We start from the raw sequence: 24,610 nt of genomic DNA, 5'->3' as shown, positions 1-24,610 counted from the left end.
TAATATGCGCGCCTCCCGGCGGCAAGCCGCCATTTTTGTAAATAGCGTATGGTTCCGATCAAGAACAGAAATCTTGGATCGGGTGGCGATACGGCCTGTTGATGAGGTAATCCCATGAAACAAGGTATCCATCCTGAATATCAGGAAATCACTGCAAACTGCTCTTGCGGAAACAAAATTGTGATCCGTTCTACTCTGAAGAAAGACATCAATCTGGACGTATGTTCAGAGTGTCACCCTTTCTACACTGGTAAGCAGCGTAACGTTGACACCGGTGGCCGTGTAGATCGCTTCAACAAGCGTTTCGGTGCATTGGCTAAGAAATAAGCCCAGCAGATTGTAAGAGAAGGCGCCAGATGGCGCCTTTTTTGTTGCTCATCATCCAGTCTCTCCTAGAGCGTGTTGACCTTTTGAGTATGATTTTGCAGCAATTTGTGGGTCCTTTATACAAGGCAGAGCGAACGTGGTGTAGTTATTCTACATGAGTGAGTGATAACGCCGTAGAAAGGACCCACAAGCGCTGCCCAAAGGGTTCAACCCAGCCCCTCCTGCTCGGTGTTGCCGGGCTTTGACTTAGGCCCACTAGGCCTGCAGCCCGGCGTCGTGACCAGAAGGGACTGGATTTGAACAAAATCTATACTCAAAAGGTCAACACGCTCTAATAACACAGACGAAAGTCGGGTTGCATATAAAAGATAGACATGCCCTAGATAGATTTGGTTATGCCGAATAGCGGTCTGATCTGATATGTTGTATACCAGTGTTGTGATAGATTCCACACCCGTTCCTGCCAGCGTTCAGGGATTGATAACAATAATATTCCTTACTCGTATCCATACAGATTCACTCAGAGGCAACTATGTCTGACTTTCGTCAAAGAGCACTGGATTATCATGCCAGCCCCGTCCCCGGAAAAATCAGTATTGAACTGACCAAGCCCGCCGAAAGCGTCGGCGATTTGGCCCTGGCTTACAGCCCTGGTGTGGCTGAGCCGGTCAAGGAAATCGCCGCCGACCCGGATAATGCTTATAAATACACTGCCAAAGGTAATCTGGTGGCGGTTATTTCCAACGGCACCGCGATTCTTGGTCTGGGTAACTTAGGTCCTCTGGCATCAAAACCGGTGATGGAAGGTAAGGCCTTATTGTTTAAACGTTTTGCTGGCCTGGATGCGATCGACATTGAAGTGAAGCATCGCACTACGGATGAATTTATCAATACGGTAGCCAATATTGCCGACACCTTTGGCGGTATTAACCTGGAAGATATCAAGGCACCTGAGTGTTTTGAGATTGAGCAGGAGCTGATTAAGCGCTGTCGTGTGCCGGTATTCCATGATGATCAGCACGGAACCGCTATTGTGACTGCCGCTGGCATGCTTAATGCCCTGGAAATCCAGGGTAAGCATATTCACGATGTCACTATAGTTTGTATGGGCGCCGGTGCTGCCGCTGTGGCCTGTATGGAACTGCTGATTAAATGTGGCGCGCAGCGTGAACGCATTTATATGCTGGACAGAAAAGGCGTAATTCATACCCGCCGTGACGATCTGACCACGCACAAGCAGTTGTTTGCCAATAACACCGACAAGCGCACTCTGGAAGATGTGATGCAGGATGCCGACGTATTTGTTGGTGTATCTGGTCCTGATGTGCTGCCGCCTGAAGCGTTAAAACTAATGGCGCCTAATCCGGTGGTATTTGCTTGTTCAAACCCTGATCCGGAAATCAAGCCTGAACTGGCGCATGGTGCCCGTGATGATCTGATCATGGCTACCGGTCGTTCGGATTACCCAAATCAGGTAAACAACGTGCTGTGCTTCCCCTTTATCTTCCGTGGTGCACTAGATGTGCGCGCTTCTACCATTAATGATGAGATGAAGGTGGCGGCGGTGGAAGCTATCCGTAGCATCGCCCGTGAGCCTGTGCCTGAGTCGGTGCTAAAAGCGGCGGATGTGAAAGAGCTGAACTTCGGTCGCCAGTATATTATTCCCAAGCCGATGGATCCGCGTTTATGTCAGCGCGTGGCCAAGGCTGTTGCTCAGGCGGCTATTGAGACCGGCGTATCGCCTTTCGAAGCGCTGCCTGACGGCTACATGGAATAAAATCAGCATTCGACTGAATGTAACAACGCCGCATTTGCGGCGTTTTTTTTGAGGGCCTTTTACCACTTCGAGCCAAATTTAACAGTGGACAGAAAAGTTCAAGCTTCAGAACTACACTAATCAATTCGTATTTTACCCTATGGTTTGTTTGCATCTGCTGATGCAGCGGCTAGTTGGCTTGAACTGAGTGGCATACCGACAACCATTGATATTTAACTAGTGCAAAGGAGTGGTAAAGGTGAACAGTCCCGATGACCTTAAGCATGACGAATTAAAAGGCGAAGCAATTTTCTTTACCGGCGCTGCGTTAGTCGGTGGCACTAAACTGGTGTATGACGTGGGAAAGGATCTTTATACCCGTTTTAAGGCTAAGGAGAAGCTGTTCGTGCAACTTATCGGCAGTCACTTTGAAGATGGCTGTCATGTAATCCGGTGTCGGGTTGCCAATGCTTATATGCATGGGATTAGTATTGCAGGGGTAGATATTGTCGATATCCACGAAGAGGATTTCGTTGTTATGGCTCACAATCCCATCAGGGAAATTGGTTTTAGCAGTAATATTGATACCCCGGCACAGTTTCCGATCATGCTTGTCCCGGTTAGCAGTTGTGATTGGCTGATTAATATCAATGAAATCACGCACCAGGGGATTAGAAAAATTCGGGGCATTGAGCTGGTTGTTCGGTATGCCACGATAGATAGTCTCAGCGACTTTCAAGAGATTCGCCAAAAAGTGCGATTACAGTGGGGTAGCTGAACTTTTCCATTCACTGGTCGGTGACCAACTGAAGTCACCGACTCCTTGCCGAGCCTGATTGCTCTGGCTTCAATGTTTATCTAGTCAGCCAACGTCAGCTCCAGAATCTCCTGCCGTTCCCCAACGAGCAGCGTTGCCAGTATCTCATTGCCTTGAATATCGGTGAGGAATTCGATATCCGGGGAAATATTGCCCAGCACTTTAAAGGCACCGGATTGCAGATGATATGACCATAGCTGGTTGTTTTTGTTGATGCCGTAGAGCTGTTCGTTGGTCAGTACAAAGCCTTTGCTTGAACCCTGATCATTCAGGGCATTAATCCTTTTGTCTTCAATGCTGCCGCGTTGCCAAAACTGGCGCAGATGATCCATAAAAACCAGTGTACCGCCAGGGTTTTGGGCGGCCCAAAATACCCTTTTATTGTTAAGTTGCTGGAATTCCATACTACTGATATCAATGCTTACTAAGCGACTGGTATCGTTAAGCAAAACCCTGGCAATGACTTGTTGGGCATCTTCGTCCCAGTCATACAAACCCACTACGGGGTGAGGAAAATCAAGCTGACGCTGCTGCTTATCCACAGATAAGAGATATAGACTCATGTCCGCCTGCACTAACAGGCTCTGACCGTCTTTGCTCCATAGTAGGTTGCTGACCATGGTACCTTTGGTAAAACTGCTTATCAGCGCGGCATTGTTATTCCCCAGCAACCAGACTTGCTCGCTGCCGGTGCGCTTTGAAACAAACGCAATGCCCTGGCCGTTGGGTCGAAACTTCGCCTTATCTTCGAGGTTGATTGAGCGCTCAAACACCTGGGCTTCTAGGTCCTGTGTTGGGTCATCAATGTGGACTTCGTCTGGAATCGACAGTCTGGCGGCATCACTGTCATAACGGCCGGAAACAACCAGCAGACGATTACCGTCAGGGTGAAATGCCGGGCTGCCAATATTGGCGTCCAGGCCTATATTCAGCTCCTGTATTTGGCCTTGTTCAGACAAGGTAGAAAGTTGTCCCCGATAGGTAAGGAGCAGTCCCTTGCTGCCTGGCATAAACTCGGGAAGCAGCTTGGGGTAACGTGGTGCCCCTGGCGGAAAGACAATGTTGTGGCTTGATTTCACTGTGCCATCGGCAAACAGCAAGTCGAGTCTTTGCCCGCCGCTACTTTTTAATGAGGTGACAGCAAACAATTGACGGTCGGCTGACCAGGCCAGGCCAAGCGTAATGCCATCTTTGGCCTCATACAGCGTAGAACTGCTCTGATCGGCAAGGGAGTAACGCACCAGCCGCCAGTTGCGATCCTCGCGTTGCATCAGGGCGATATGCTGCTCGTCCATCCAGATCGGATTTCTAATCGCCGAATGTTGGCAGTCCAGTAATTCTTTGGCCTGTTGAGGTTCTCTCAACGCTGCCTGAAAATCCAGGCTCATCAGCTTAAAACAGCTGGGCTGATTAACCGGGGCAATGCAATCCTGTTCCTGAACAAATAGCAGGTTTTTGCCATCGGCAGACAGGTTATAACCCGAGTAAGTCCCGCGCTTTGCGGTAAGCTGCACTTCCTGCAAGGTGTCGGCATTTTTCGCCCAGATATGGTTAGTGCAAACCTTCTCATAATAACGGTGAAAGAGAATATATTGGCCGTCCGGGGAATACCTGGCGCCGTATTCTTTATCATCGGTGGCGGTCAGATAACGCAGGTCTTCAAGCTGAAAATCAGCCTCATGTTGTACAAAGGGCAATACTCCAACGGCAAGGACCAATAACGCTGCCAGCGCAGAATACCACCACAACTTGTTATGCTTTGGCTTTGCCGTTTTAGATTTTGGCGGCGTTATCTCGGGCTGGGGGATGGCGTTGACAGTATGCTCGGGGGGCAAAACAGGGAGGACTTCAGGTAACTGCCCCTGGCTATCAGCTGCAGGTTCAACGGTGCCGGTATCCACCTCGGCTGACCAGCGCACTTCGACTTCCAGGCTATAACCTTGTTTGGCATGGGTTTTTATCAGCGCAGAGGCGTGGCTGGTTTCACCAAAGGCTTTCCTTAACTGGGCGATACTGCGCTGCAAGGTATTGGGTGTGACGACAGTATTGGCCCACACCTGGTTTAGCAGCTCGTCGTGACTCACCACCCGGCCACTGTTCTGCGCCAGGTAAGTGAGTACCTGTAATGCTTTGGGCGGTAAGGTCTGAACATCTTGGTTGTGACTGATCTGGTTTCTGGACAGATCCACCAGAAACTTGCCTACCCAATACGCTTTGGTCATTGCCGAAATTGCCTGAAAAACATTAATAGAAACAAATGGATGTGCCATCCTACCATAGCAAGTGCGTTTAGGTAGTATCAGGGGCCGACGTCAGCAAAAAGCCAGCGCCACAGAGCGTCAGTACGAGCTGCTGATAAAACTACCCGATAACTATGCACAAAATCCTGACAAGGCCTATCCGGTAATCTACTTCACCGATGCCTTATGGCACGTGGAGCTGTTGTCGGCCTCAACCTTCTTTCAGATGGAAGACAGTATTTTAGTAGGCCTTTCCTGGCAAAAAGACATAGATGCAAGGTTAATCGAAGCGGAAGGGGCGTATGTCAGCCGCTTCCGGGATTACTCCTTTGCCCCATCCAGCAATCCCGAAAACCAGGCTAAATACCAGTTTGGTCAGGCAGCCAAATATCTGGATTTTATTCGCCATGACGTGATTCCCTTTGTGGAGAGTCACTACCGCACTGAGCCTGCCAATCGCAGTTACTTTGGCTACTCAATGGGCGGCTTATTCGGCGCTTACATACTGCTATCACAACCCGATACCTTTAAGAACTATATGCTTGGCAGCCCTTCGGTTTGGCGCATGGCAAAAATTGAAGCCCTGCCCAACAATGCAAAACCTTTTAACGCCAACGTCTTTGTGACTTATGGCAGCGAAGAGCAAAAGCTCAGTCCGCATGTGGACAGCCTTATCCAGTTTCTGCATAACAAGAAGGATGCAAGCTTGTCCTTAACCCACAAGATCCCGGATGGTAGCCACCAGACCGCCTCGCCGATGACTGCCGTGATGGCCATAAACTGGTTGGCCAAACTGCAGAAAAAAGGAAAATAACATGTATCGTCTTAGTATTCTTTTGCCGCTATTTTCCGGCTTGGCCATGATCTGTCCGGCCTACAGCCAGGAAGAATTCCCTGTTCTTGAGGGCCCTTATATGGGCCAGACTCCACCGGGTATGATGGCAGAACCTTTTGCGCCCGGCATTATCTCCAGGCAAGGCTGGGAGCTGGAAGGCGTATTCGCCCCTAGTATGCAGGAGTTTTATTTTACCACCAGAGGTGGGAAACGAACCCGCCCAACTGTGATTGGTTTTCGCCAACAACAAAATGTTTGGCGCAAGGTTGCCAAATTACCTTGTTTAAGGCGGGCAATGAGAAATTGCTAACCCTGGTCAGGCAGCAGCACACAGAGCATAGATCGGGTGAATCAACCCAAGGATTCTTTAAGGTACAACAAAGTAGCTTGGCGGAGCTTGAAGGGCTGATGTTCAGCGAGCCTGAGTACAGCACCATCTGCAATTAAAGAGGGCTGATTAGCTCAGCCCTTTAAGGAATCAGAACAATAGCTCTGGTTTATCTTTGCAGCAGTTGAGCAGCCTGCTTGGCAAAGTAGGTCAGAATGCCATCGGCGCCGGCACGTTTAAAGGCCAACAGTGATTCCATAATCACCGCCTCTTCATTTAACCAGCCATTGGCAAAAGCCGCTTTATGCATGGCATATTCGCCACTGACCTGATAAGCAAAAGTCGGCACGGCAAATTCCTGCTTGCAGCGCTGCACAATGTCCAGATAAGGCATGCCGGGTTTTACCATGACCATATCGGCACCTTCGGCAATATCCAGGGCAATTTCACGCAAGGCCTCATTGCTGTTAGCTGGATCCATTTGGTAGCTCTTCTTGTTGCCACCTTTAATGTTGCCTGCAGAGCCGACAGCGTCGCGGAATGGACCATAGTAGTTAGAGGCATATTTCGCTGAATAAGCCATGATGCAAGTATTTATATGACCCTGGCGCTCCAAGGCCTTGCGGATCAGGCCAATGCGTCCGTCCATCATATCTGAAGGGGCAACAATATCAGCGCCGGCTTCTGCATGTGACAGTGCCTGTTTGACCAATACCTCACAGGTTTCGTCATTCACTATGTAGCCGTTTTCATCCATCAGCCCGTCCTGACCATGGGAGGTGAAGGGGTCAAGGGCGACATCAGAGATAACGCCAAGCTCGGGTACGAATTCTTTCAGTGCCCGAATCGCTTTTTGCGCTAGTCCGTCCGGGTTAAATGCCTCACTGGCACATTCAGATTTCAGCTCTGAGGGGGTGACCGGAAACAGTGCAATGGCAGGGATACCTAACTTAACCAGCTCTTCGGCTTCTTTAAGTAACAAATCAATAGATAGTCTGGCGATACCTGGCATGGAAGTGATGTCTTCGGTGCGGTTTTTACCTTCCAGAACAAACATGGGGTAAATCAGATCCTGCACAGCCAGGCGTGACTCGGCAACCAGTTGGCGGGTGAAGTCGTTTTTACGAATTCGACGAGGACGAACCAACGGAAAATCAGACATGGGAAGACTCCTGGGAATGATGACAAATTTGATTACGGCCAGCTTGTTTGGCCTGATAAAGCGCCTGGTCAGCCTTGCCAAGCAGAGACATCTCATCGCTATCCGATGCAATAATCTCGCTGGCAACGCCGCCACTAATGGTCAGGGAAATGGTACCGGCCTGGCTGCTAACCGGGGTATTTTCAACCATCTGACGAATTTGCTCCAGTAACAGTACCGCGCCTTCTGTGTCGGTATTAGGCAGCAGCAGGGCAAATTCTTCTCCGCCGTAACGGCAGACATCGTCTGCTGGGCGGCGCAGGTGATCCTGAATCAGTTTAGCGACGGCCTTGATGCATTCATCGCCCACCAGATGACCATATTTATCGTTTACACTTTTAAAATGATCGATGTCCAGCATGGCCACGCTCAGTATGGTTTGCTCGCGGCGACTACGGCGCAGCTCAGCAATATATTTTTTGTCGAAGTAGCGGCGATTACGGATCCCTGTCAGTGCGTCCTGGGTGTTACGCTCTTCCAGCTCCTGATTCTTTTCAGACAGCTCACGCAGGGCTATTTCCAGCTCTAAGGTACGTTCCTGAACATTGTACTCCAGCTCTTCCTGGGCTTTTTCCTGCAGTTCCCTGGAGCGGATCTCTTGTTCTAATGCTCTGCCCTGCGCAATGTAGGTCGCTTCCCGCTGCTCGTTGTAGGTAATGGCCAATACCAGTGCCAGCAAAATACTCTCGATAAGGGCACCTACCATCAACAGGTAGTGGGAACTGATATTCAAGTCGATAACATCAAGGTTTTCCAAACTGGCAATCAGTGCGCTCAACAACAGGGTAAACCAAGCGAGCGCATAGAGCTTGGCTATGGCTATGCCTTTGCTGGCTAACCACAGCGCCAGACCGCAGACAAACACGACAGTGCCAATAAGCAAGACTAAAAAGATTTGAATCATCAACCAGTAGGGCAGCATCAGGCTAAGCAGCAAACCTGTTAGGTACAAGGCTCCGCAGATGAGTAGCCCTCTGTCCATCATCTGGCTGTGGGATTTGACCTGCAGTAATTCTCGCGTGAAAAATACCGCAAATAGCATGGTGGCGTTGGCAAACAACACCACACTGTGGCCTTGCAGCCATATGTTATTTGGCCAGAAATACTTGTAGCCGATACCGTGCAGTGTCAGTAGCGTCAGACTGAGGAACAGGACATAGCCACAATACACCAGAAAGTTGGAGTGCCTGGTGGTGACAAAGAAGAAAAAGTTACTCAACGCCATGGCAGCCAGCAGGCCAAAAAAACTGCCCATCAACAGGTTATGTTCACCTGCATGAACAAGATACTGGTCGGCATTCCACAGGTTTAGAGGTAGCTTTAACGAACCGCTGGTTCTGGTCCGAATAACGACATTCAGAGGAGACTGACTTGCAGGGACTGGAAACAAAAATTTTTCAGTACTGACATCACGACTGCGGAACGGCAGGAGATCGCCGGTTACATAATCGCTCAGCAGTTTATCCCCTGCAAAAAACCACACTTCCAGCTCATCCAGCAGCGCATAGTCAACTTCCAGTAACCACTTATCTCTATTGTCGAGATTGGGTAATTGCGCCCTTAACCATAGTGTCGCATCTGGCATGCCAAATGATAGTTGATTGCTCTGTTCGGTTTCCCAGGCTAGCTTGTTGTCCAGAAGAATACTTTCAATGTTCAGGCTATGTTGGGAGTCAAGCAGGTACTCTGTTCCTCTTCCTATGCTTTGGCTCGGCTGAGTTGTAGCGACGACTTCCAGAACTTTCAGTGCCGTGATAAAAGTGACAAGCAGGCCAATAAGCCCATACAAGAAAAGCCAACGACGACGGAGTTGAATACCGCTAAGGGTTGTCATGACTTTTCTCCGGCTCGAAAAGAGCCAGGCTGTTGGCAAAACTATGCTTGGCTAATTCCTCCACCGGGATGCTCATTAGTGACGCCAACTCTTCTGCCACTATAGGCAAGTGGCAGGGCTCGCAGCGTTCAATTCTTGGGCGAATATGTCGTGGTGCCAGATAGGGAGCGTCAGTCTCCAGTAATACCCGCGACAAGGGCAGTGCGGTTACCGCTTCGCGCAGAGGCTGGGCTCGGCGCTCGTCACACAGCCAGCCGGTAATGCCGATATGTAAGTCCAATTCCAGATAGGCTTCCATCTGCATTCTGTCACCGGTAAAGCAGTGGGCAACACCACCTGACAGTTTGTCTCTGTATCGCTTCAATAAACTGATTTGCTCGGGAAACGCGTCTCTTTCATGCAGAAACACGGGTTTTTGCAAGTCTGCAGCCAATTCCAATTGCTGTTCAAATACACGTAACTGGTCTTCCTTTGAGGAAAAATTTCGATTGAAATCCAGTCCGCATTCGCCGACGGCGCGTACCCTGTCGGCGCTGGCAAGCTCACGCAGTATAAGAAGGTAGTCTTGCTCGACTGCGCCCGCGTAGTGAGGGTGTACTCCTGCTGTGCTAACTAGTTGATATTGTTCAGCTAATTGCAAAGCCGCACGGCTTTCTTGGACATCCGTGCCGGTTATCAGCAATTGGTTGACTTGCTTTTGTCTGGCACGCTCTATCACCAGATCCAGATCTGCACTAAACCTGCTGTTGGTTAGATTGACGCCAATATCAAACCAGGCCATGTTTATTTGATACGTTTAACCTTGATTTTACGGTTAACACTAGCGGTACAGGATTGAATCGCTGCTGTCAGGGTTTGCGCTGGCGCAATCATGACAGTTAAACATAGTGGTAGCGCAATGATTAGTGTGTCTATTTTCATGGCGGATCCTGATGTTCCGTTTCTTGCTCGGGTCGATAGTACAGAGAACCTGCCAACACACCGAGTTCAAACAACAACCACATAGGTACTGCCAGTAAGGTTTGCGAGATGACATCCGGTGGTGTTAACAGCATGCCAATGACAAACACACCAACTATTACATAAGGACGTTTCTCTCTTAGCGCCTTTGGGGTTGTCACTCCAGTCCAACACATCAAAATGATGGCAACGGGAATCTGGAATGACATGCCAAAGGCAAAAAACAGCTTAAGCACAAAATCCAGATAGCTGTTGATATCCGTGCTTATGGTGACTCCTTCGGGCGCCACGCTGGTGAAAAAGGCAAAAGCCAGGGGGAAAACCACATAATAAGCGAAGGCAATACCGCCATAAAACAGCAAGGTACTGCATACCAGTAAGGGCGCAATCAGGCGTTTTTCGTTGCGGTACAATCCAGGGGCGATAAATCCCCATGCCTGATAAAGTACGACAGGTATAGCGACGAAAAACGACAGCACCATCGTCAGTTTAAAGGGGGCAAAGAAAGGTGATGCGACGTCGGTAGCGATCATTTGTGCGCCGGTCGGCATCACTTCCAACAAGGGGGTGGCTAACAAGTGGTATAGGTCTTGGGCAAAATACGCCAGACTGATAAATACCAACAGCACCGCCAGCAGGGCTTTCAACAGCCGACTGCGCAGCTCTACTAAATGGCTGAAAAGGGTTTGCGAGTCTGACATCTATTCTTTTTGATAAGGTTTTTGCACCGAATCGGCCGCTTCTCGCAGTGTGTCTACCGATTCCTGTAATTCGGGTGAAAGATCCTTCAGGTTCTGTTGCTCGGCTTTCTTCAGGTTATCATGCAATTCCTGGATTTTGAGCTGTTGCTCTACTTCCTGTTTGAAGTTGCTGGCCATAGAGCGAACACCTGAAATGGTACGACTGGCCGAGCGAATCGCACCAGGCAATCGCTCAGGACCCAACACCAGCAGGGCTACCACGCCAATGACCAATAATTCCCAGAAGCCGATATCGAACATGATTATTTTTGCTGCTGTTTATCAGCTTGCTGCGCTGCTTGGCTTTCAGCCTTATTTTCCATCTTTTGCTGAGGAAAATCGGCATCCTGCTCTGCTGATTGCTCGTCAGCTTTTTCATCAGTGACTGCTTTCTTAAACCCTTTGACTGCTGAACCCAGATCGCTGCCAAGGGTGCGCAACTTCTTGGTGCCGAACAGCAAGACAATGATTGCGAAAACAATCAGCAATTGCCAGATACTAATGCCACCCATGCTTTACTCCCGTTTAACACTTTTGCCGCTATTATACGTAGGTTGAACAAAAGGTCACTGCATTTGATCCATCGTAAGATAGTGGTCATGCTTGTGGTATCAGCTTGAAAAAAGGAGCAGCTTTGAAGGGTCCATGGATTTTCATGATATTGGCCTTTGTGGCGTTGCCCGGGGTGTCTGAAGAGCAGCAAGATCCGCCAGTAGATAACCCCTGGCTGGATGAATTGCAGGTTAATGTGTCTGATTCCATTGATGCCACCGCCATGTGGTTTGATGCGTTCTTTGCTGATGAAACAGTGCAGTTAGATGAAAAAGCCTACGGCGAAGCTCGTATTCGACTCGGTTGGGAACCACGTAGCCGGGCGGTTAACGAATTCTAAACCCGTTTTCGGGTGCGGGTCAAGCTACCGAATATGAAGCATCAAACCGATCTTATCTTTTCCGATTATGATGAAGACGAAGATGCCTCTAGTGTGAAAGCGGCCCGCAATGATGCCATAGATAACCGTAATCGTTTTTCTATGGCGCTACGCTGGACCGCCAAAAAAAGTGGCGACATGAATATTTCCCATCGCATTGGGGTTGGGCGTAAGTTGCAGCCCTATGTGAAATCGCAGATCCGCAAAACCTTTGGACTATCAGATATCAATAACGTCAATCTGGAGGCGTCGGTTTACTACTACACACAAGACAGATTCGGCAGTCATTTGATGGCGCAATATGAGCATCAGCTAGCTGGCAACGACTTGTTTCGCTTTGACAACCACTTTTATTTTCGAGACGAAGAGAACGATTGGATCTGGCAGCATGGCTGGTACAAATACAGTCAATGGGATGAAAAAACCGCCATGATTTATGGGTTGTATCTGGAAGGTGGTACCCGCCCCAACTATCGTATCGAAGAGTATCTGGTCAGTACCCGCTGGCGCAAAAATGCCCTGAGAAAATGGCTGTTCTTCGAAGTGGAACCTTTTTTACTCTGGCGCCGCGATGAAGACTTTAAAGTCTCTTATGGTCTGGCGCTGCGAGTTGAAGGTTACTTTGGACATTCTAGTTAAGTTAAGCCAGTGGGCATGTTCATGCCCACTGGCTTGGCAAATTAAATAATATTAGCGAATCAGCCAGGAGCGCAGCCAGCAGAGTGCACCAGCAATACCTGCTCCTGCTGCGTAGGCATGACTGATAGGATATAGAGGCAACAGTACTGCCACAATTACCAAGGTGGCACCCAGCAATTGATAACGACGGCTGCGATGTTGCTTGTGTTGCTGCTGTTGCAGGGCTTCCAGCCACTGCTGCTGTTGCTGAGGCAACTGACGAACCTGCTTGAGTGTATCGAACAGCAGATCCGGTACTTCCGGCATTTTTTCCGACCAGTAGGGCAAGTTGGCTTTGACCTTGCTGAGCATGGCCTTCAGCCCTATCTGCTCCTTCATCCAGTTCTCCAAAAACGGCTTGGCGGTTTTCCACAAATCCAATTGCGGATAGAGTTGACGGCCCAATCCTTCGATATAAAGCAGGGTCTTTTGCAGTAGTACAAGCTGCGGTTGTACCTGCATATTAAAGCGCCGCGCGGTGTTAAACAGCTGCAGCAATACAATGCCGAAACTGATTTCTGCTAAGGGCTTTTGGAAGATTGGCTCACACACCGTGCGCACCGCCACTTCAAATTCATCGATATTGGTATCGGCCGGTACCCAGCCTGAATCCACATGTAATTCCGCTACCTTGCGATAGTCACGGTTAAAGAAGGCCACAAAGTTTTCGGCCAGATAACGTTTATCCTCTCGGTTGAGGGTACCGACTATGCCGAAATCTATGCCAATGTACTTTGGATTCTGCGGATTTTCAGTGCTGACAAAAATGTTACCGGGGTGCATATCCGCGTGAAAAAAACTGTCGCGAAACACTTGGGTAAAAAACACCTCAACACCGCGTTCAGCCAGCTTTTGCATGTTGGTGCCCTGGGCCATCAGGGCATCCACATCCGCCACGGGTATGCCGTGAATGCGCTCCATCACCATCACATTTTTGCGGCAGTAATCACTGTAGATGTGCGGAATATAAAGAGAGTCAGACTCTTCAAAATTACGTCTTAGCTGTATACCGTTTGAAGCTTCCAGCAACAGATCCAGCTCGTCGAGAATAGTGCGTTCGTATTCCCTGACCACTTCCACCGGTCGCAAACGCTTGCCATCTGGCAGCCACTTTTGAACCGCTAGGGCCAGGGTTTGCATCAGCTCGATATCTGCATGAATAGTATTTTCGATATCCGGGCGGATGACTTTGACAACCACGCGTTGCCCGTCTGGCTTTAACAGGGCGGTATGTACCTGGGCAATAGAAGCTGAGGCCAGTGGTTTAGGGTCAAACTGTTCAAACAGCTCTTCCAGGCTGCTTAAGCCAAGCGCCTTGCGAATAGTATCCTGGGCGCGTTCACTATCGAAAGGTGGAACCTTATCCTGCAATAATGTCAGCTCGTTGGCGATATCCGGCGGCAGCAAATCGCGCCGGGTCGAGAGCATCTGACCAAACTTGATAAACACCGGACCGAGGGATTGCAATGCCAGACGAATACGTTCGCCGCGGTTTTTGTCTGGGTATTGGTTGGTTAACCAAAAAGCACTGCTTCTGGCTAATCTTGCATACCAGGGCAGCCATTTGGCTGGAATCAGTTCGTCCAGGCCATGTTGTAATAAGGTTTTTTGAATCGTATACAGACGAGTCAGGCGCACTATCTCTTTGCCCTTTGTTCTAGCTGGTTAAGCCGCGCTTCAAAGCGGGCAGTGTCGGCACGTAGTCGGTTCACTTCCTGGCTGAAATCTTCAATGGCTAGTGGATGCGGGACAAGTTGCTTCTCCTGCAAGGCCCCATCTTTAATAATCTGCCCCAATTGCAAAAAATGACTCTTAGCCCGTTGATGAATATTCTTCACCAAACGAACCGATTCGTGGGCAATCACATCGCCGGTATAGCGGGAAATATGCTCTTCCCAATCGATATCCAGTTCTTTCATCAGGGCAGCAAAGCTCTGAGCTGTGTGCATATCGCCGTTCAGACTGAGTTTTTTATCCTGAATCAGGGCGCTGATATTTGCGGGATCCTGCATTTCATTTAAATGCGAAAGTGATAACGCCATGGCACAGTCAACCGGCTGCTCCTGATCCATCAGTACATCAATACGTGATGAAAACACAAAGGTCAGCGGCCAGGGCATTTCCTGTAATTTGATACGCATGCGCTTGCCGTCAAGTTCAGCTAAACGTTTCTGGCTATTGGGATCCAATGCCAGCACCTTATTTAGCGCCAGTTCCAGCGCACCGGCCAGTAGTTGCGGCATAGGCATTAGAATTTGAATCCGCGATGCAAGGCGACAATGCCACCAGTCAGGTTGTGGTAGGTGACTTGTTCAAAGCCAACATCTTCCATCATACCTTTCAGAGTGTCCTGATCAGGGTGCATACGAATGGACTCGGCCAGATACTGATAGCTTTCGGCATCGCCTACCACCAATTGGCCTACTTTAGGCAGTACGTGAAATGAATACAGATCATAGGCTTTGCTCAGTGCCTCGATTTCCGGTTTGGAAAACTCCAGCACCAGTAAACGACCGCCGGGTTTCAGTACCCTGAACATAGACGCCAAGGCTTTGTCTTTATCGGTCACATTACGCAGACCAAAGGCGATAGTTATCAGGTCAAAATGATTGTCGGGAAAGGGCAGACATTCGGCATTAGCTTGAACATAGTCGACATTGCCGACTATGCCTTTGTCCCGCAATTTATCGCGGCCGACTTTCAGCATCGAATCGTTGATATCAGCCAGTATCACCTGGCCTTTTTCACCCACCAGACGGGAAAACTTGGCCGCTAAATCACCGGTGCCACCGGCTAAATCCAGCACCCTGTGACCTGCACGAACGCCGCTGCAATCTATGGTAAAGCGTTTCCAGATGCGATGAATACCCATGGACAGTAGATCATTCATCAAATCGTACTTGGCGGCGACAGAGTGGAACACACCGGCGACCATTGAAGCCTTGCTGTCCTTGTCGACCGTCTTGTAGCCAAAGTGCGTTTGGTTGGTATCGGATTGCTGGTTCATGCGCTGTCCTGTGGGCTGGGCAAATTGCCGCGTCAGTGTACTCGAATGGGCCAAGAATACCAGATTCTGCCGCGGCAGCGCATGGCATTTGCGCTGCCTAAGTTAAGTTGCTCTTCACCAGGGCTACGCCGGATGATAGAGATGCTCTCCTAACTCAGTAGCTAGCAGGGGGATACTAGCTGATCAGGTTATCTCCCACACCAAAGGCAATAATCCGGCTAAGCTCCTGCAACGAACGGCCGCTTTGCTTTACCAACTGGTTAAAATAGTTCTGAATGATCGCCAGGTTGCGTTTACTGGTGAGACCGCCGTCGATAAACTTGTGTGCTCGCAGGTAGCTTTCCACATCCTGGCTTAATAGGAAGGTGTCTTTACCGATAAAACGCAGGGCGTATGGGCCGGTATTGCCGCCCAAACGAGCACCGTGCTTTTTCAGATATTCCCACAGGCCAGTAATATCTTCGCCCGGCCAATCAGCGACAAAATTGCCAAAACTGCCATGTTGCTTACGCACCGCATCTATCATCAGGGCGTTGTCGCGAATGGTTTTCACTTTGTTGAAGTTACGGATGATCTCGGGATTGGCTGCTTTACGCTCCAGCATTTCATCCGGCATCAGCAGTACTTTGTCGATATCAAAACCGAAGAAGCAATCCTCAAAGGCCGGCCACTTTTGCTCCACCACGCGCCAGACAAAGCCGGATTGAAAGATCTTTTTGCTGAATTCAGCTAAGAAACGATCATCGCCGACTGCTCTAAGTTCATCAGCAGACTTAGGCTTGCCCAACATAGCCTCAAGGGCTTGCTCTCCACCTTTACGCTCGCTGGCGCGCTGATAGAGCGCCTCGAAAGTTTCACCTTGAAATTCCATAAGGGCCTCTAGTATTAGGAATAGGCGTTGAACTAATAAGTTGCATGCAGTTGGCAGCCAAGCCGGATGACCAGCATGCTGCCAACCAGATTTGACTGATTAACCGCCGATACCGCTATGGCGCAGCAAGGCATCTACTTGTGGCTCACGGCCACGGAATGCCACAAACAGCTCCATTGGCTCTTTGCTGCCGCCCATTTCCAGAATATGGGTGAGGAAGTCTTCGCCGGTGCGGGGGTTAAAAATCCCTTCTTCTTCAAAACGCGAGAAGGCATCGGCTGACAGCACTTCTGCCCACTTGTAGCTGTAATAGCCTGCCGCGTAGCCTCCGGCAAAGATATGCCCGAAACTATGCTGGAAGCGGTTAAAGCTGGGCGGGATCACCACAGATACCTGCTGACGTACTCTGTCCAGCACTTGCTGCACCTGACCGCTTTGCCCTGGCTGATAATCCTGATGTAAATGGAAGTCAAACAGACTGAACTCCAACTGCCTGACCATCTGCATGGCAGACTGGAAGTTACGGGCTGCCAGCATTTTCTCCAGCAATTCCTTGGGCAGCGGCTCACCGCTTTGATAGTGACCGGAGATAAAGCTCAGCGCTTCTTCTTCCCAACACCAGTTTTCCAGAAACTGGCTGGGCAGCTCTACCGCGTCCCAGGGCACACCGTTGATTCCGGCAACGCCACTGGCTGCCACTTTAGTCAGCATATGGTGAATACCATGACCGAACTCATGGAATAAGGTAACTACTTCATCATGGGTAAATAGCGCCGGTTTATCCCCCACCGGACCATTGAAGTTGCAAGTCAGGTAAGCTACCGGGTTTTGCACTTCGCCGCCGTCCAGCAAGCGTCTGTCTAAACAGACATCCATCCAGGCACCGCCACGCTTGTGCGCCCGCGCATACAGATCCAGATAAAAACTGCCGCGCAGTTCGTTGTTCTTGTCGAAGATATCAAAGAAGCGCACGTCTTTATGCCAGACATCCACCCCATCGCGCTGGGCAATATGCAGACCGTACAAACGTTTGACCACTTCAAATAAGCCGCTGACCACTTTGTGTTCGGGGAAATAAGGGCGCAATTGTTCATCGGATATGGCGTATCTGTCTTCTTTTAGCTTTTCGCTGTAATAGGCCAGATCCCAGGCTTCCAGATGATGGATACCATAAGCCTCTTGAGCGAATTCGCGCAATTCGGCCAAGTCGGCCTGCGCCTGGGGCTTGGAGCGTATGGCCAGGTCGTCTAAAAAGCCGATAACCTGCTCGGTGGACTCAGCCATTTTGGTCGCCAGCGAGCGCTGGGCATAGGTATCAAAACCCAGCAACTGTGCGAGTTCCTGACGCAGGGTCAGGGTTTCTTCCATAATGGCGCTGTTGTCCCATTTACCTGCATTGGGGCCTTGATCTGACGCGCGGGTGCTGTAGGCCAAATACATTTCTTCGCGCAGTTGGCGGTTATCTGCATACATCATCACAGGCAGGTAGCTGGGAATATCCAGGGTAAATAACCAGCCCTGCAAATCTTTTTGCTTGGCAGCCTGCGCTGCCGCTTCCAAGGCAGACTCCGGTAGGCCAGCGAGCTCGTCCTGGTTTTGAATATGTTTGGTCCAACCTAGGGTTGCATCCATCAGGTTATTGCTGAATTTGCTGGATAAATCAGACAAACGGCTTTGAATTTCGGCAAAACGTTGTTGTTTTTCCTTGGGCAACGCGATACCTGATAACTCGAAGTCGCGCAGCGCGTTATCAATCACTTTGCGTTGGGCATCCGTTAGCTGTGGATACTCCTCGCCCTCACGAATGGCCTTATAAGCGCGGTATAGGCCTTCATGCTGACCTACCCAAGTGCCGTAATCAGACAAAAGTGGCAAACAGGCGTCATGAGCTTCGCGCAGTTCATCATTGCTTACCACCGAATTCATATGGGACACCGGTGACCAGTAACGGCTCAGCTTATCGTCCGCCTCATCCAGCGGCGCGACCAGGTTGTCCCAAGTAAAATGAGGCTGGGTAACTAAGCGTTCGATCTCGGCCTTACAATGGGCAATGGCTTGTTCGACCCGTGGCTGAATGTCGCTGGGTTTGATGGCTGAAAATACCGGTAGAAGCGTGTCGCTCATGGAAGGGTCCTGTTTGCATTGAATATTGACAAGATAAGGTTGGCTGACCAGAACTCAAGCCCCCAGATAAAAAAACAGGCGCGAGGAGCGCCTGCTTTTCGCTTTTCACATTTACTTAATGTCGATGCGCTTGCTGTTAATTTGTTCACCTGCCGGTTTTGGTAACAACACGGTCAGCACGCCTTTGTCATAGCTGGCTTTCACCTCACTGCTGTCACTCAGGGTAAACGGCAATGGAATGACTCTTCGGAAGGAACCGTAAGCGCGTTCCATCAGGTGATAGCCTTTGTCATCCTTATCTTCTTTTTTGAACTGCTTTTCACCTTGAATCAGGAGTTGGTCACCATGTAATTCAAGCTGAATGTCTTCCCGATTCATATCAGGTAAATCAACTTTGACTTCCAGTGCTTCTTTGGTCTCAGCAACATCGACGGCAGGCCTTAGCCACTTAGCATCAGCGGCTTGTGGCCAGTCCTTAAAAAAGTCGTCAAATACATTATCTAAACGGCTGCGTAGCGAGGTTACTGCCTCAGGTTTCTGGTGGCCGAAAAGACTTGGGAAAAAGCTCATATACACCTCCAGTTTGTTTGTGATTGCAGATAAAAAATAGTGTCACCAGAGGGGGTCATCAAGCTAAAAATGCATGATTTTTGCGCAAGATCAAATTGCTCGCTTATCACTCAATCCTAGCCTGCTTTGCAAGCAAATAGCGGTTTAGCCTGTCTATTCATTTCTGACAATTGCATGGCAATTTGGCAGAATTGCTGAATCTGGGAGAAGAGCAAAGCGTATGCAAGAATTTGACTATATCTGTATAGGCGGTGGCAGTGGTGGTATCGCCTCTGCCAATCGCGCGGCCAGTCATGGCGCTAAGGTGGCGCTAATTGAAGCCAATAAAATAGGTGGTACCTGCGTGAACGTAGGTTGTGTGCCGAAAAAAGCCATGTGGTTTGGTGCCCAAGTCGCCGAGGCTATTAAGCTTTATGCGCCAGATTATGGTTTTGATCTGACCTTGAATGAGTTTAGTTGGAAGACCTTGGTAGATAGCCGTGAGGCTTACATTGAACGTATCCATGGTTCTTATGACAGAGTGCTGGGTAATAACGGCATCACCCGTATTGAAGGCTTTGGAAGTTTTGTTGATGCCAATACCGTCGAGGTGAACGGTGAGCACTACCGCGGCAAGCATATCCTGATTGCCACAGGCGGCAGGCCAAGTTGGCCGGATGTACCAGGTGCTCAATACGGTATCGACTCAAACGGCTTTTTTGCCTTACAGCAACAACCCAAGCGGGCTTTGGTGGTCGGTGCCGGTTATATTGCTGTTGAATTAGCTGGCGTATTACATGGCTTGGGTACCCAGACGCACTTGGCGGTGCGCAAAGAAAAGCCACTGCGTGGTTTTGACCCTATGCTCAGCGACACACTGGTTGAGCTCATGGCCGAGCACGGCCCGACTTTGCATACACACAGCGAAATACAACGGGTGGACAAGCGTGCTGATGGCGCTTTGGACGTAACATTTAAAAATGGTCAGAGTCTGCAGGTCGATTGTTTGATTTGGGCCATTGGCAGAGAGCCTGCAACAGATAAGTTGAACTTGGAAAAGGCCGGTGTTGAGGTTAACCAACAGGGCTATATTCAAGTGGATAAGTTCCAAAACACCAGTGCCGCGGGTATTTATGCGGTAGGTGATAATACCGGTCGTATCGAGCTCACCCCTGTTGCGGTTAAGGCCGGACGTTTGTTGTCTGAGCGATTGTTCAATGGTCAGACACAGGCCCATATGGATTACGATTTGGTGCCTACCGTGGTATTCAGCCATCCCACTATCGGTACCATTGGTTTGACCGAACCTGAGGCCGAAGCGCAATTTGGCCGTGACAATATCAAGGTTTACACCTCGGGTTTTGGTGCTATGTATACTGCCGTTACCCGCCACCGTCAGATCACCCGCATGAAACTGATTTGCGCGGGGCCGGAGGAGAAAGTTGTGGGACTACATGGAATTGGCTTGGGTATGGATGAAATTCTGCAGGGTTTTGCGGTGGCGATCAAAATGGGCGCCACCAAGGCCGATTTTGACGCCTGTGTGGCTATTCACCCTACTAGTGCGGAAGAGTTTGTTACCATGCGCTAAGCATACAAAGCCGATTAAACCTGGGCGGAGAAGCGCTCCGTCCAGGTTTAGCGATGCCCTATCATTGCTTGCGCTGACTTATTACCGGCTGACCGTATTTGGGAGAACGTGGGCCATATAGCAAGCCATTGTAGCTCTCGGATGACAGCATTCGGTTCGCCGCGATACCGGCAATTTCGAAGCCTTTATCTGTTAGGGTTTCCACTATCTGGTTTACCGCCGCCTCAATTAGCATGCCGGCCAAACTTTGCTCATCGCTGCTACGCTGCTCGGCACTGGAGGCCCTGGCCGAGCCGGCCCATAACCTCTCTCCGGTTGATAAGTCCACCAATATTGCCGAAGCGCTGACAACGGTATCACTGGACAGCACCACGTAAGAGGTGCCGTACTCTTCTATGGTGACGTAAAGAGCAGTATCAGCACCAAAAACACGCTTTAGTGTTGCATAGTCAACGGCGTGAATATCCTGGGCTACGGTAAGTCCGTTTTCTTTAAATGTGTTGTACACCAGAGCCACAGGGAACACGTAGTAGCCTGATTCGGCAATGGGCGTGGCAATCTGTGCCAGCAGGCCATAAGGTGCCATGACTTCCGGGCTGTTGTTAATTGGTGGCAGCACCAAAATGGAGGTGGGCGCTGCATTTTCAAATGCCGCATAGTCGACGCTGTTAGACGGTGATGCACAGCCTGCCAACATACCTGCACTGGCTAAGAGGCCGAATATCAGTTTTTTCATCTTGCCGTCCCATTCTTGTTATTTTGCAGCAGCAAATCGATATACTGAGCTGACTCTGGGAAGAGCGTTTTTTCTGTTATCAGGCTTTCATAGCCTGCGGCTTCATCACCAATCTGCATATACAGCATACCCAAATGGGCGTGTATGCCGGGTGCCACGGGCAGACCTTCACTTTTTGCGGTGCTCAGGGTTTGCTGCAAACTTAAAATTTGCTCATTAACGGAAGATTCTCCGCTAATGTACTGATACACCGCTTGCGGATAACTGCCATAGTAATAAAGCGGCTCGGTGGTTTTGCACGCCCCTAACAGCAAGCTTGGCGCTAATATCAGTAACTTCAGCCGCATAGCCTTACTTCCAGGTGCCACTCTCAATACCAAGGATCAAATTGTTGACCGCTTCGCGGATGGCCAAATCCAGCACCTTGCCATTCAGTGTTGCGTCATAACTGGCTGTGCTGCCAAAGCCAACCACTTCACGATTGGATAAGCTGTATTCTCCTGCCCCTTGCACGGAATACACAACCTCAGAGGTTTGTACATCAACGACATTTAAGTTGACCTTGGCATAGGCAATTTGTGACTTGCCTTTCCCCAGTAGTCCAAAAAGCTGTTTGTCACCCACCTCTTTGCGCCCAAACTCAGTTACATCGCCAGTCAGCACAAAGTTGGCACCTAAAAAGGATTTTTCCTTGCCCGATAAGTCAGCTTCCTGAGCTAGTTCGTCGAGGTTTTCCCGGTCAAGGACCCGGAATCTATTGGTTTGCTGAAGATGGGTGATAAGGGTTGTCTTTGCCTGAGAACCCAATCTGTCGATGCCATTGGCAAATAGCCCATTCTGAAAGCTGGACCTGTTGGCAAATTTTCCCACCGATATCTTACTTTTTTCACCTTGGTAGGCGGTGTTGTAGCTATTCACTTTGGGGGCTTCTACAACCCGCGATGATTCGCTGGCGCAACCAGATAATAAGACGGCAATGCCCATGGAAAGGAGCAAGGCAGCCCGTTTAATGGCTAAATTCGCTGTCATAATGTGGACCTCAATAATTTAATCTCTAGCGAGTTTTCACTAGTAGTGAATGGATTGCTTAGGATGCGCTCTAGATTAGCTTCTCCCCAGGCGATACATACAGGCTCTGCAACTAAGCTAATAAGGTCATAGTGTATTAGATTGCAAACCCGCAAGAAGTTAAAAGTTGTATTTTTGATTGGCTCGGTGCACGGCTTTTATCAGTTAAGCGGGAATGTGTAGAATACTCTGCAGCCTTGGTACTCGCGTTGTCAGTTGGGTAAGGAAGTATGAGGCTAGGGGGAACAATGAACGGAACAGTAGAGCTGTTTGTGGGTAAATCAGGCAAGTTGAGCAAGAATGTTCACAGCGCTATCTGCAAGCAACAGCAAGAAGAACCTTTACTGCTCAGCGAGAGCGGTTTTGCCGGTGATGAACAGGCCGATCCTAAGCACCACGGTGGCCCGGATCGGGCCGTACATCTCTACCCGGTAGAGCATTATGCTTACTGGCAACTGCAGTATCCCGAGCATCCGGACTTTGCTCCCGGGGCCTTTGGCGAAAATATCAGTCTGACCGGCATGGCTGAGGAGCAAGTCTGTATTGGCGATGTTTTTCAGCTTGGTCAGGCAAAAGTTCAGATTAGTCAGCCACGCTCTCCCTGCTTTAAACTTAATCTGCGCTTTGGGGTACCGGATTTAGCCTTGCAGCTACAGCTTACCGGTAAGGCTGGCTATTTGCTGCGTGTGTTGGAGCCTGGTTGGGTGTCGCCCGGAGATAAAATTAGTCTGCTTACGCGCGCTTGGCCGGAGTTAACTGTACGTATGGTGGCCTGGCAGTTTTTCAATCATCCCCTTAATCCATTATTCTTACAACAACTTCTGGCTTGTGAGGCGCTGTCGGAGAGCTGGAAAAGCAAAGCCAGGCAACGACTTGAACAAGGTCATGTTGAGGATTGGAGTAAACGCTTATTCGGCTTTTTGCCTCGTTCTTAAGTCGCGTCATCCCCTATTCATCTTTTTGCTGCCATAGTATTGCCAGGATTTGCCGTTAGGCTTGGCTAAAAGCTTAAACATAAGAGAGAAATAACATGGAAAAACAACAGAACAACCTGCTGGCATTGGGCGTCTTTTTGGGCCTGGTGCTATTAGGTTATCTGCTCGGTAATGCTGCCATTGAGGTTAAAGAATACGAGCGCACCGTGACGGTTAAAGGCCTGTCTGAACGGGAAGTACAGGCAGACGTAGTGATATGGCCTGTTGCTTTTACCGAGGCCGGTAACGATCTGGAACAGCTGTATCTGGATATGGAAAAGAATGTCGAGAAGATCCGTGCTTACCTCACTCTCAAGGGAATTGATGAAAGTGCGGTGAGTATCAATGCGCCGTCTGTTACTGACAAATCCGCTCAGCAATGGGGTGGCGGCGAAAAAGCCGAATTTCGTTTTCTGGCCACGCAAGTGGTGACTGTCTATTCGCCGCAGATAGACCTGGTTCGTGATGCCATGCAGGATATTGTTGAGCTGGGTAAACAAGGATTGGTGTTTAGCGCCAACAACTATGAGCATATGACCGAATATCAATTCACCGGCCTGAATGCACTGAAACCGGAAATGGTGCAGGAAGCTACCACCAACGCCAGAGCCGTGGCAGAAAAGTTTGCCAAGGATTCGCAAAGTCAGGTGGGCAAAATTCGCCGCGCCTCGCAGGGCCAGTTCAGTATTGAAGACAGGGATAAAAACAACCCGCATATTAAGACTATCCGGGTGGTGTCGACTATCGAGTACTATCTGGCCGACTAAAACCGTTCATAATTTCGTCATCCAGTCGACATAATCCTTTTACATAGTAAGGCTGACTAGGCAAGTGGCGGAGGGATTATGGGCTTGAGTGTTTGGCATAAACCTGGCCGCAGGTTCTTATACCCTGGCACTGGGCGGTAATGATTTCGGACCGGGTTTTGACAGCATAGACTACGGGCCCAGTGTCGCTAGGGTACCCGAGCCTTCGCTTCTGGTGTTGTTTCTGCTGGCACTGGCTGGGTTGGTATATCGCCAACAACGTGGTTAGTGGGTCTT

General features: G+C 49.6%; 27 protein-coding genes. 11 read left to right on the top strand and 16 right to left on the bottom strand.

What is annotated here, in order from left to right; genetic code table 11:
• Positions 1 to 114: 114 nt before the first annotated feature.
• The 3 genes from rpmE (at position 115) to J0A65_RS12930 (ending at position 2,861) form a co-directional block, all read left to right on the top strand.
• The gene (rpmE, locus tag J0A65_RS12940; protein ID WP_206594609.1) at positions 115 to 327 is read left to right on the top strand and encodes a 50S ribosomal protein L31; all 213 of its coding nucleotides are present in this window, start codon (positions 115 to 117) and stop codon (positions 325 to 327) included.
• A gap of 532 nt (positions 328 to 859) precedes the next feature.
• Positions 860 to 2,104: a malic enzyme-like NAD(P)-binding protein gene (locus tag J0A65_RS12935; protein ID WP_206594608.1), complete on the top strand. Its 1,245-nt coding sequence runs from the start codon at positions 860 to 862 to the stop codon at positions 2,102 to 2,104.
• 238 nt (positions 2,105 to 2,342) lie between these two features.
• Entirely contained in the window at positions 2,343 to 2,861 is a 519-nt protein-coding gene (locus tag J0A65_RS12930; RefSeq protein ID WP_206594607.1) for a hypothetical protein, read from the top strand.
• Positions 2,862 to 2,941: 80 nt separating this feature from the next.
• Here the strand turns inward: J0A65_RS12930 and J0A65_RS12925 are convergent, their stop codons facing one another.
• On the bottom strand, positions 2,942 to 5,122 hold the full coding sequence (locus J0A65_RS12925) for a winged helix-turn-helix domain-containing protein (RefSeq protein WP_206594606.1): 2,181 nt from the start codon (positions 5,120 to 5,122) through the stop codon (positions 2,942 to 2,944).
• A 61-nt stretch (positions 5,123 to 5,183) separates the two neighbouring features.
• Between J0A65_RS12925 and J0A65_RS12920 the strand changes: the two genes are divergently transcribed.
• Positions 5,184 to 5,954 carry an alpha/beta hydrolase gene (locus J0A65_RS12920; RefSeq protein ID WP_206594605.1) on the top strand — a complete coding sequence of 257 codons (771 nt, stop codon included), beginning with the start codon at positions 5,184 to 5,186 and terminating at the stop codon, positions 5,952 to 5,954.
• A 1-nt stretch (position 5,955) separates the two neighbouring features.
• Complete coding sequence (locus tag J0A65_RS12915; RefSeq protein WP_206594696.1) at positions 5,956 to 6,285, top strand: hypothetical protein; 330 nt, start codon at positions 5,956 to 5,958, stop codon at positions 6,283 to 6,285.
• A gap of 187 nt (positions 6,286 to 6,472) precedes the next feature.
• Here the strand turns inward: J0A65_RS12915 and hemB are convergent, their stop codons facing one another.
• From hemB to tatA, 6 genes are all read right to left on the bottom strand, one after another.
• Positions 6,473 to 7,465: a porphobilinogen synthase gene (gene hemB, locus J0A65_RS12910; RefSeq protein WP_206594604.1), complete on the bottom strand. Its 993-nt coding sequence runs from the start codon at positions 7,463 to 7,465 to the stop codon at positions 6,473 to 6,475.
• Positions 7,458 to 9,338, bottom strand: coding sequence for a sensor domain-containing diguanylate cyclase (locus J0A65_RS12905; protein ID WP_206594603.1), 1,881 nt, complete (start codon positions 9,336 to 9,338; stop codon positions 7,458 to 7,460). Before J0A65_RS12905 ends, hemB begins: the two co-directional genes overlap by 8 nt.
• Positions 9,325 to 10,119, bottom strand: coding sequence for a TatD family hydrolase (locus tag J0A65_RS12900; protein ID WP_206594602.1), 795 nt, complete (start codon positions 10,117 to 10,119; stop codon positions 9,325 to 9,327). The genes J0A65_RS12905 and J0A65_RS12900 overlap by 14 nt, the downstream gene beginning before the upstream one ends.
• 136 nt (positions 10,120 to 10,255) lie before the next feature.
• A complete protein-coding gene (gene tatC / locus J0A65_RS12895) occupies positions 10,256 to 10,999 on the bottom strand; it encodes a twin-arginine translocase subunit TatC (RefSeq protein ID WP_206594601.1) in 744 nt (247 codons plus the stop codon).
• On the bottom strand, positions 11,000 to 11,299 hold the full coding sequence (gene tatB / locus J0A65_RS12890; protein ID WP_206594600.1) for a Sec-independent protein translocase protein TatB: 300 nt from the start codon (positions 11,297 to 11,299) through the stop codon (positions 11,000 to 11,002). It lies immediately after the preceding gene.
• A 2-nt stretch (positions 11,300 to 11,301) separates the two neighbouring features.
• The gene (gene tatA, locus J0A65_RS12885; protein WP_206594599.1) at positions 11,302 to 11,550 is read right to left on the bottom strand and encodes a Sec-independent protein translocase subunit TatA; all 249 of its coding nucleotides are present in this window, start codon (positions 11,548 to 11,550) and stop codon (positions 11,302 to 11,304) included.
• A gap of 122 nt (positions 11,551 to 11,672) precedes the next feature.
• Between tatA and J0A65_RS27365 the strand changes: the two genes are divergently transcribed.
• The gene (locus J0A65_RS27365; protein WP_232849941.1) at positions 11,673 to 11,930 is read left to right on the top strand and encodes a hypothetical protein; all 258 of its coding nucleotides are present in this window, start codon (positions 11,673 to 11,675) and stop codon (positions 11,928 to 11,930) included.
• 33 nt (positions 11,931 to 11,963) lie between these two features.
• Positions 11,964 to 12,608: a hypothetical protein gene (locus J0A65_RS12880; RefSeq protein ID WP_232849940.1), complete on the top strand. Its 645-nt coding sequence runs from the start codon at positions 11,964 to 11,966 to the stop codon at positions 12,606 to 12,608.
• A gap of 51 nt (positions 12,609 to 12,659) precedes the next feature.
• On the opposite strand, the gene ubiB is transcribed toward J0A65_RS12880, so the two are convergent.
• The 6 genes from ubiB to J0A65_RS12850 all read right to left on the bottom strand — a co-directional run bounded on the left by ubiB (position 12,660) and on the right by J0A65_RS12850 (position 19,219).
• Positions 12,660 to 14,285: a ubiquinone biosynthesis regulatory protein kinase UbiB gene (gene ubiB / locus J0A65_RS12875; RefSeq protein ID WP_206594598.1), complete on the bottom strand. Its 1,626-nt coding sequence runs from the start codon at positions 14,283 to 14,285 to the stop codon at positions 12,660 to 12,662.
• A complete protein-coding gene (locus J0A65_RS12870; protein WP_206594597.1) occupies positions 14,285 to 14,896 on the bottom strand; it encodes a ubiquinone biosynthesis accessory factor UbiJ in 612 nt (203 codons plus the stop codon). Before J0A65_RS12870 ends, ubiB begins: the two co-directional genes overlap by 1 nt.
• Positions 14,896 to 15,654 carry a bifunctional demethylmenaquinone methyltransferase/2-methoxy-6-polyprenyl-1,4-benzoquinol methylase UbiE gene (gene ubiE, locus J0A65_RS12865; protein WP_206594596.1) on the bottom strand — a complete coding sequence of 253 codons (759 nt, stop codon included), beginning with the start codon at positions 15,652 to 15,654 and terminating at the stop codon, positions 14,896 to 14,898. The genes J0A65_RS12870 and ubiE overlap by 1 nt, the downstream gene beginning before the upstream one ends.
• Positions 15,655 to 15,829: 175 nt before the next feature.
• On the bottom strand, positions 15,830 to 16,525 hold the full coding sequence (locus J0A65_RS12860) for a DNA-3-methyladenine glycosylase I (protein WP_206594595.1): 696 nt from the start codon (positions 16,523 to 16,525) through the stop codon (positions 15,830 to 15,832).
• Positions 16,526 to 16,624: 99 nt separating this feature from the next.
• Positions 16,625 to 18,649: an oligopeptidase A gene (gene prlC, locus J0A65_RS12855; protein WP_206594594.1), complete on the bottom strand. Its 2,025-nt coding sequence runs from the start codon at positions 18,647 to 18,649 to the stop codon at positions 16,625 to 16,627.
• Positions 18,650 to 18,760: 111 nt separating this feature from the next.
• On the bottom strand, positions 18,761 to 19,219 hold the full coding sequence (locus J0A65_RS12850) for an Hsp20/alpha crystallin family protein (RefSeq protein ID WP_206594593.1): 459 nt from the start codon (positions 19,217 to 19,219) through the stop codon (positions 18,761 to 18,763).
• 220 nt (positions 19,220 to 19,439) lie between these two features.
• On the opposite strand from J0A65_RS12850, the gene gorA reads away from it, so the two are divergent.
• On the top strand, positions 19,440 to 20,789 hold the full coding sequence (gorA, locus tag J0A65_RS12845; RefSeq protein ID WP_206594592.1) for a glutathione-disulfide reductase: 1,350 nt from the start codon (positions 19,440 to 19,442) through the stop codon (positions 20,787 to 20,789).
• A 61-nt stretch (positions 20,790 to 20,850) separates the two neighbouring features.
• Here gorA and J0A65_RS12840 read toward each other — a convergent pair whose 3' ends face one another.
• The 3 genes from J0A65_RS12840 to J0A65_RS12830 are packed head-to-tail and all read right to left on the bottom strand — an operon-like array spanning position 20,851 to position 22,509.
• Positions 20,851 to 21,525, bottom strand: a complete 675-nt coding sequence (locus J0A65_RS12840) for a DUF799 domain-containing protein (RefSeq protein ID WP_206594591.1) — start codon at positions 21,523 to 21,525, stop codon at positions 20,851 to 20,853.
• On the bottom strand, positions 21,522 to 21,872 hold the full coding sequence (locus tag J0A65_RS12835) for a DUF4810 domain-containing protein (protein WP_206594590.1): 351 nt from the start codon (positions 21,870 to 21,872) through the stop codon (positions 21,522 to 21,524). The genes J0A65_RS12840 and J0A65_RS12835 overlap by 4 nt, the downstream gene beginning before the upstream one ends.
• 4 nt (positions 21,873 to 21,876) lie before the next feature.
• Entirely contained in the window at positions 21,877 to 22,509 is a 633-nt protein-coding gene (locus tag J0A65_RS12830; RefSeq protein ID WP_416135310.1) for a CsgG/HfaB family protein, read from the bottom strand.
• A gap of 332 nt (positions 22,510 to 22,841) precedes the next feature.
• Here J0A65_RS12830 and J0A65_RS12825 point away from each other — a divergent pair, with 332 nt between their 5' ends.
• The 3 genes from J0A65_RS12825 to J0A65_RS12815 all read left to right on the top strand — a co-directional run bounded on the left by J0A65_RS12825 (position 22,842) and on the right by J0A65_RS12815 (position 24,602).
• Positions 22,842 to 23,528, top strand: a complete 687-nt coding sequence (locus J0A65_RS12825; protein WP_206594588.1) for an MOSC domain-containing protein — start codon at positions 22,842 to 22,844, stop codon at positions 23,526 to 23,528.
• Positions 23,529 to 23,623: 95 nt separating this feature from the next.
• Positions 23,624 to 24,334, top strand: coding sequence for an SIMPL domain-containing protein (locus J0A65_RS12820; protein WP_206594587.1), 711 nt, complete (start codon positions 23,624 to 23,626; stop codon positions 24,332 to 24,334).
• An 88-nt stretch (positions 24,335 to 24,422) separates the two neighbouring features.
• A complete protein-coding gene (locus J0A65_RS12815; protein WP_206594586.1) occupies positions 24,423 to 24,602 on the top strand; it encodes a PEP-CTERM sorting domain-containing protein in 180 nt (59 codons plus the stop codon).
• Positions 24,603 to 24,610: the final 8 nt, after the last annotated feature.

Source organism: Bowmanella yangjiangensis (assembly GCF_017255015.1).
Taxonomy (GTDB): Bacteria; Pseudomonadota; Gammaproteobacteria; order Enterobacterales; family Alteromonadaceae; genus Bowmanella; species Bowmanella yangjiangensis.
This window is presented reverse-complemented; position numbering and strand designations above follow the sequence as displayed.

Coding starts and splice junctions, on each gene's coding strand:
- J0A65_RS12825 (WP_206594588.1), top strand. CDS start 22,842: ATGAACGGAACAGTAGAGCTGTTTGTGGGTAAATCAGGCAAGTTGAGC.
- J0A65_RS12900 (WP_206594602.1), bottom strand. CDS start 10,119: ATGGCCTGGTTTGATATTGGCGTCAATCTAACCAACAGCAGGTTTAGT.
- J0A65_RS12915 (WP_206594696.1), top strand. CDS start 5,956: ATGTATCGTCTTAGTATTCTTTTGCCGCTATTTTCCGGCTTGGCCATG.
- rpmE (WP_206594609.1), top strand. CDS start 115: ATGAAACAAGGTATCCATCCTGAATATCAGGAAATCACTGCAAACTGC.
- J0A65_RS12905 (WP_206594603.1), bottom strand. CDS start 9,338: ATGACAACCCTTAGCGGTATTCAACTCCGTCGTCGTTGGCTTTTCTTG.
- J0A65_RS12870 (WP_206594597.1), bottom strand. CDS start 14,896: ATGCCTATGCCGCAACTACTGGCCGGTGCGCTGGAACTGGCGCTAAAT.
- prlC (WP_206594594.1), bottom strand. CDS start 18,649: ATGAGCGACACGCTTCTACCGGTATTTTCAGCCATCAAACCCAGCGAC.
- J0A65_RS12820 (WP_206594587.1), top strand. CDS start 23,624: ATGGAAAAACAACAGAACAACCTGCTGGCATTGGGCGTCTTTTTGGGC.
- ubiE (WP_206594596.1), bottom strand. CDS start 15,654: ATGAACCAGCAATCCGATACCAACCAAACGCACTTTGGCTACAAGACG.
- J0A65_RS12935 (WP_206594608.1), top strand. CDS start 860: ATGTCTGACTTTCGTCAAAGAGCACTGGATTATCATGCCAGCCCCGTC.
- J0A65_RS12835 (WP_206594590.1), bottom strand. CDS start 21,872: ATGCGGCTGAAGTTACTGATATTAGCGCCAAGCTTGCTGTTAGGGGCG.
- tatC (WP_206594601.1), bottom strand. CDS start 10,999: ATGTCAGACTCGCAAACCCTTTTCAGCCATTTAGTAGAGCTGCGCAGT.
- J0A65_RS12860 (WP_206594595.1), bottom strand. CDS start 16,525: ATGGAATTTCAAGGTGAAACTTTCGAGGCGCTCTATCAGCGCGCCAGC.
- tatA (WP_206594599.1), bottom strand. CDS start 11,550: ATGGGTGGCATTAGTATCTGGCAATTGCTGATTGTTTTCGCAATCATT.
- J0A65_RS12880 (WP_232849940.1), top strand. CDS start 11,964: ATGAAGCATCAAACCGATCTTATCTTTTCCGATTATGATGAAGACGAA.
- gorA (WP_206594592.1), top strand. CDS start 19,440: ATGCAAGAATTTGACTATATCTGTATAGGCGGTGGCAGTGGTGGTATC.
- J0A65_RS12830 (WP_416135310.1), bottom strand. CDS start 22,509: ATGGGCATTGCCGTCTTATTATCTGGTTGCGCCAGCGAATCATCGCGG.
- tatB (WP_206594600.1), bottom strand. CDS start 11,299: ATGTTCGATATCGGCTTCTGGGAATTATTGGTCATTGGCGTGGTAGCC.
- hemB (WP_206594604.1), bottom strand. CDS start 7,465: ATGTCTGATTTTCCGTTGGTTCGTCCTCGTCGAATTCGTAAAAACGAC.
- J0A65_RS12850 (WP_206594593.1), bottom strand. CDS start 19,219: ATGAGCTTTTTCCCAAGTCTTTTCGGCCACCAGAAACCTGAGGCAGTA.
- J0A65_RS12840 (WP_206594591.1), bottom strand. CDS start 21,525: ATGAAAAAACTGATATTCGGCCTCTTAGCCAGTGCAGGTATGTTGGCA.
- J0A65_RS12925 (WP_206594606.1), bottom strand. CDS start 5,122: ATGACCAAAGCGTATTGGGTAGGCAAGTTTCTGGTGGATCTGTCCAGA.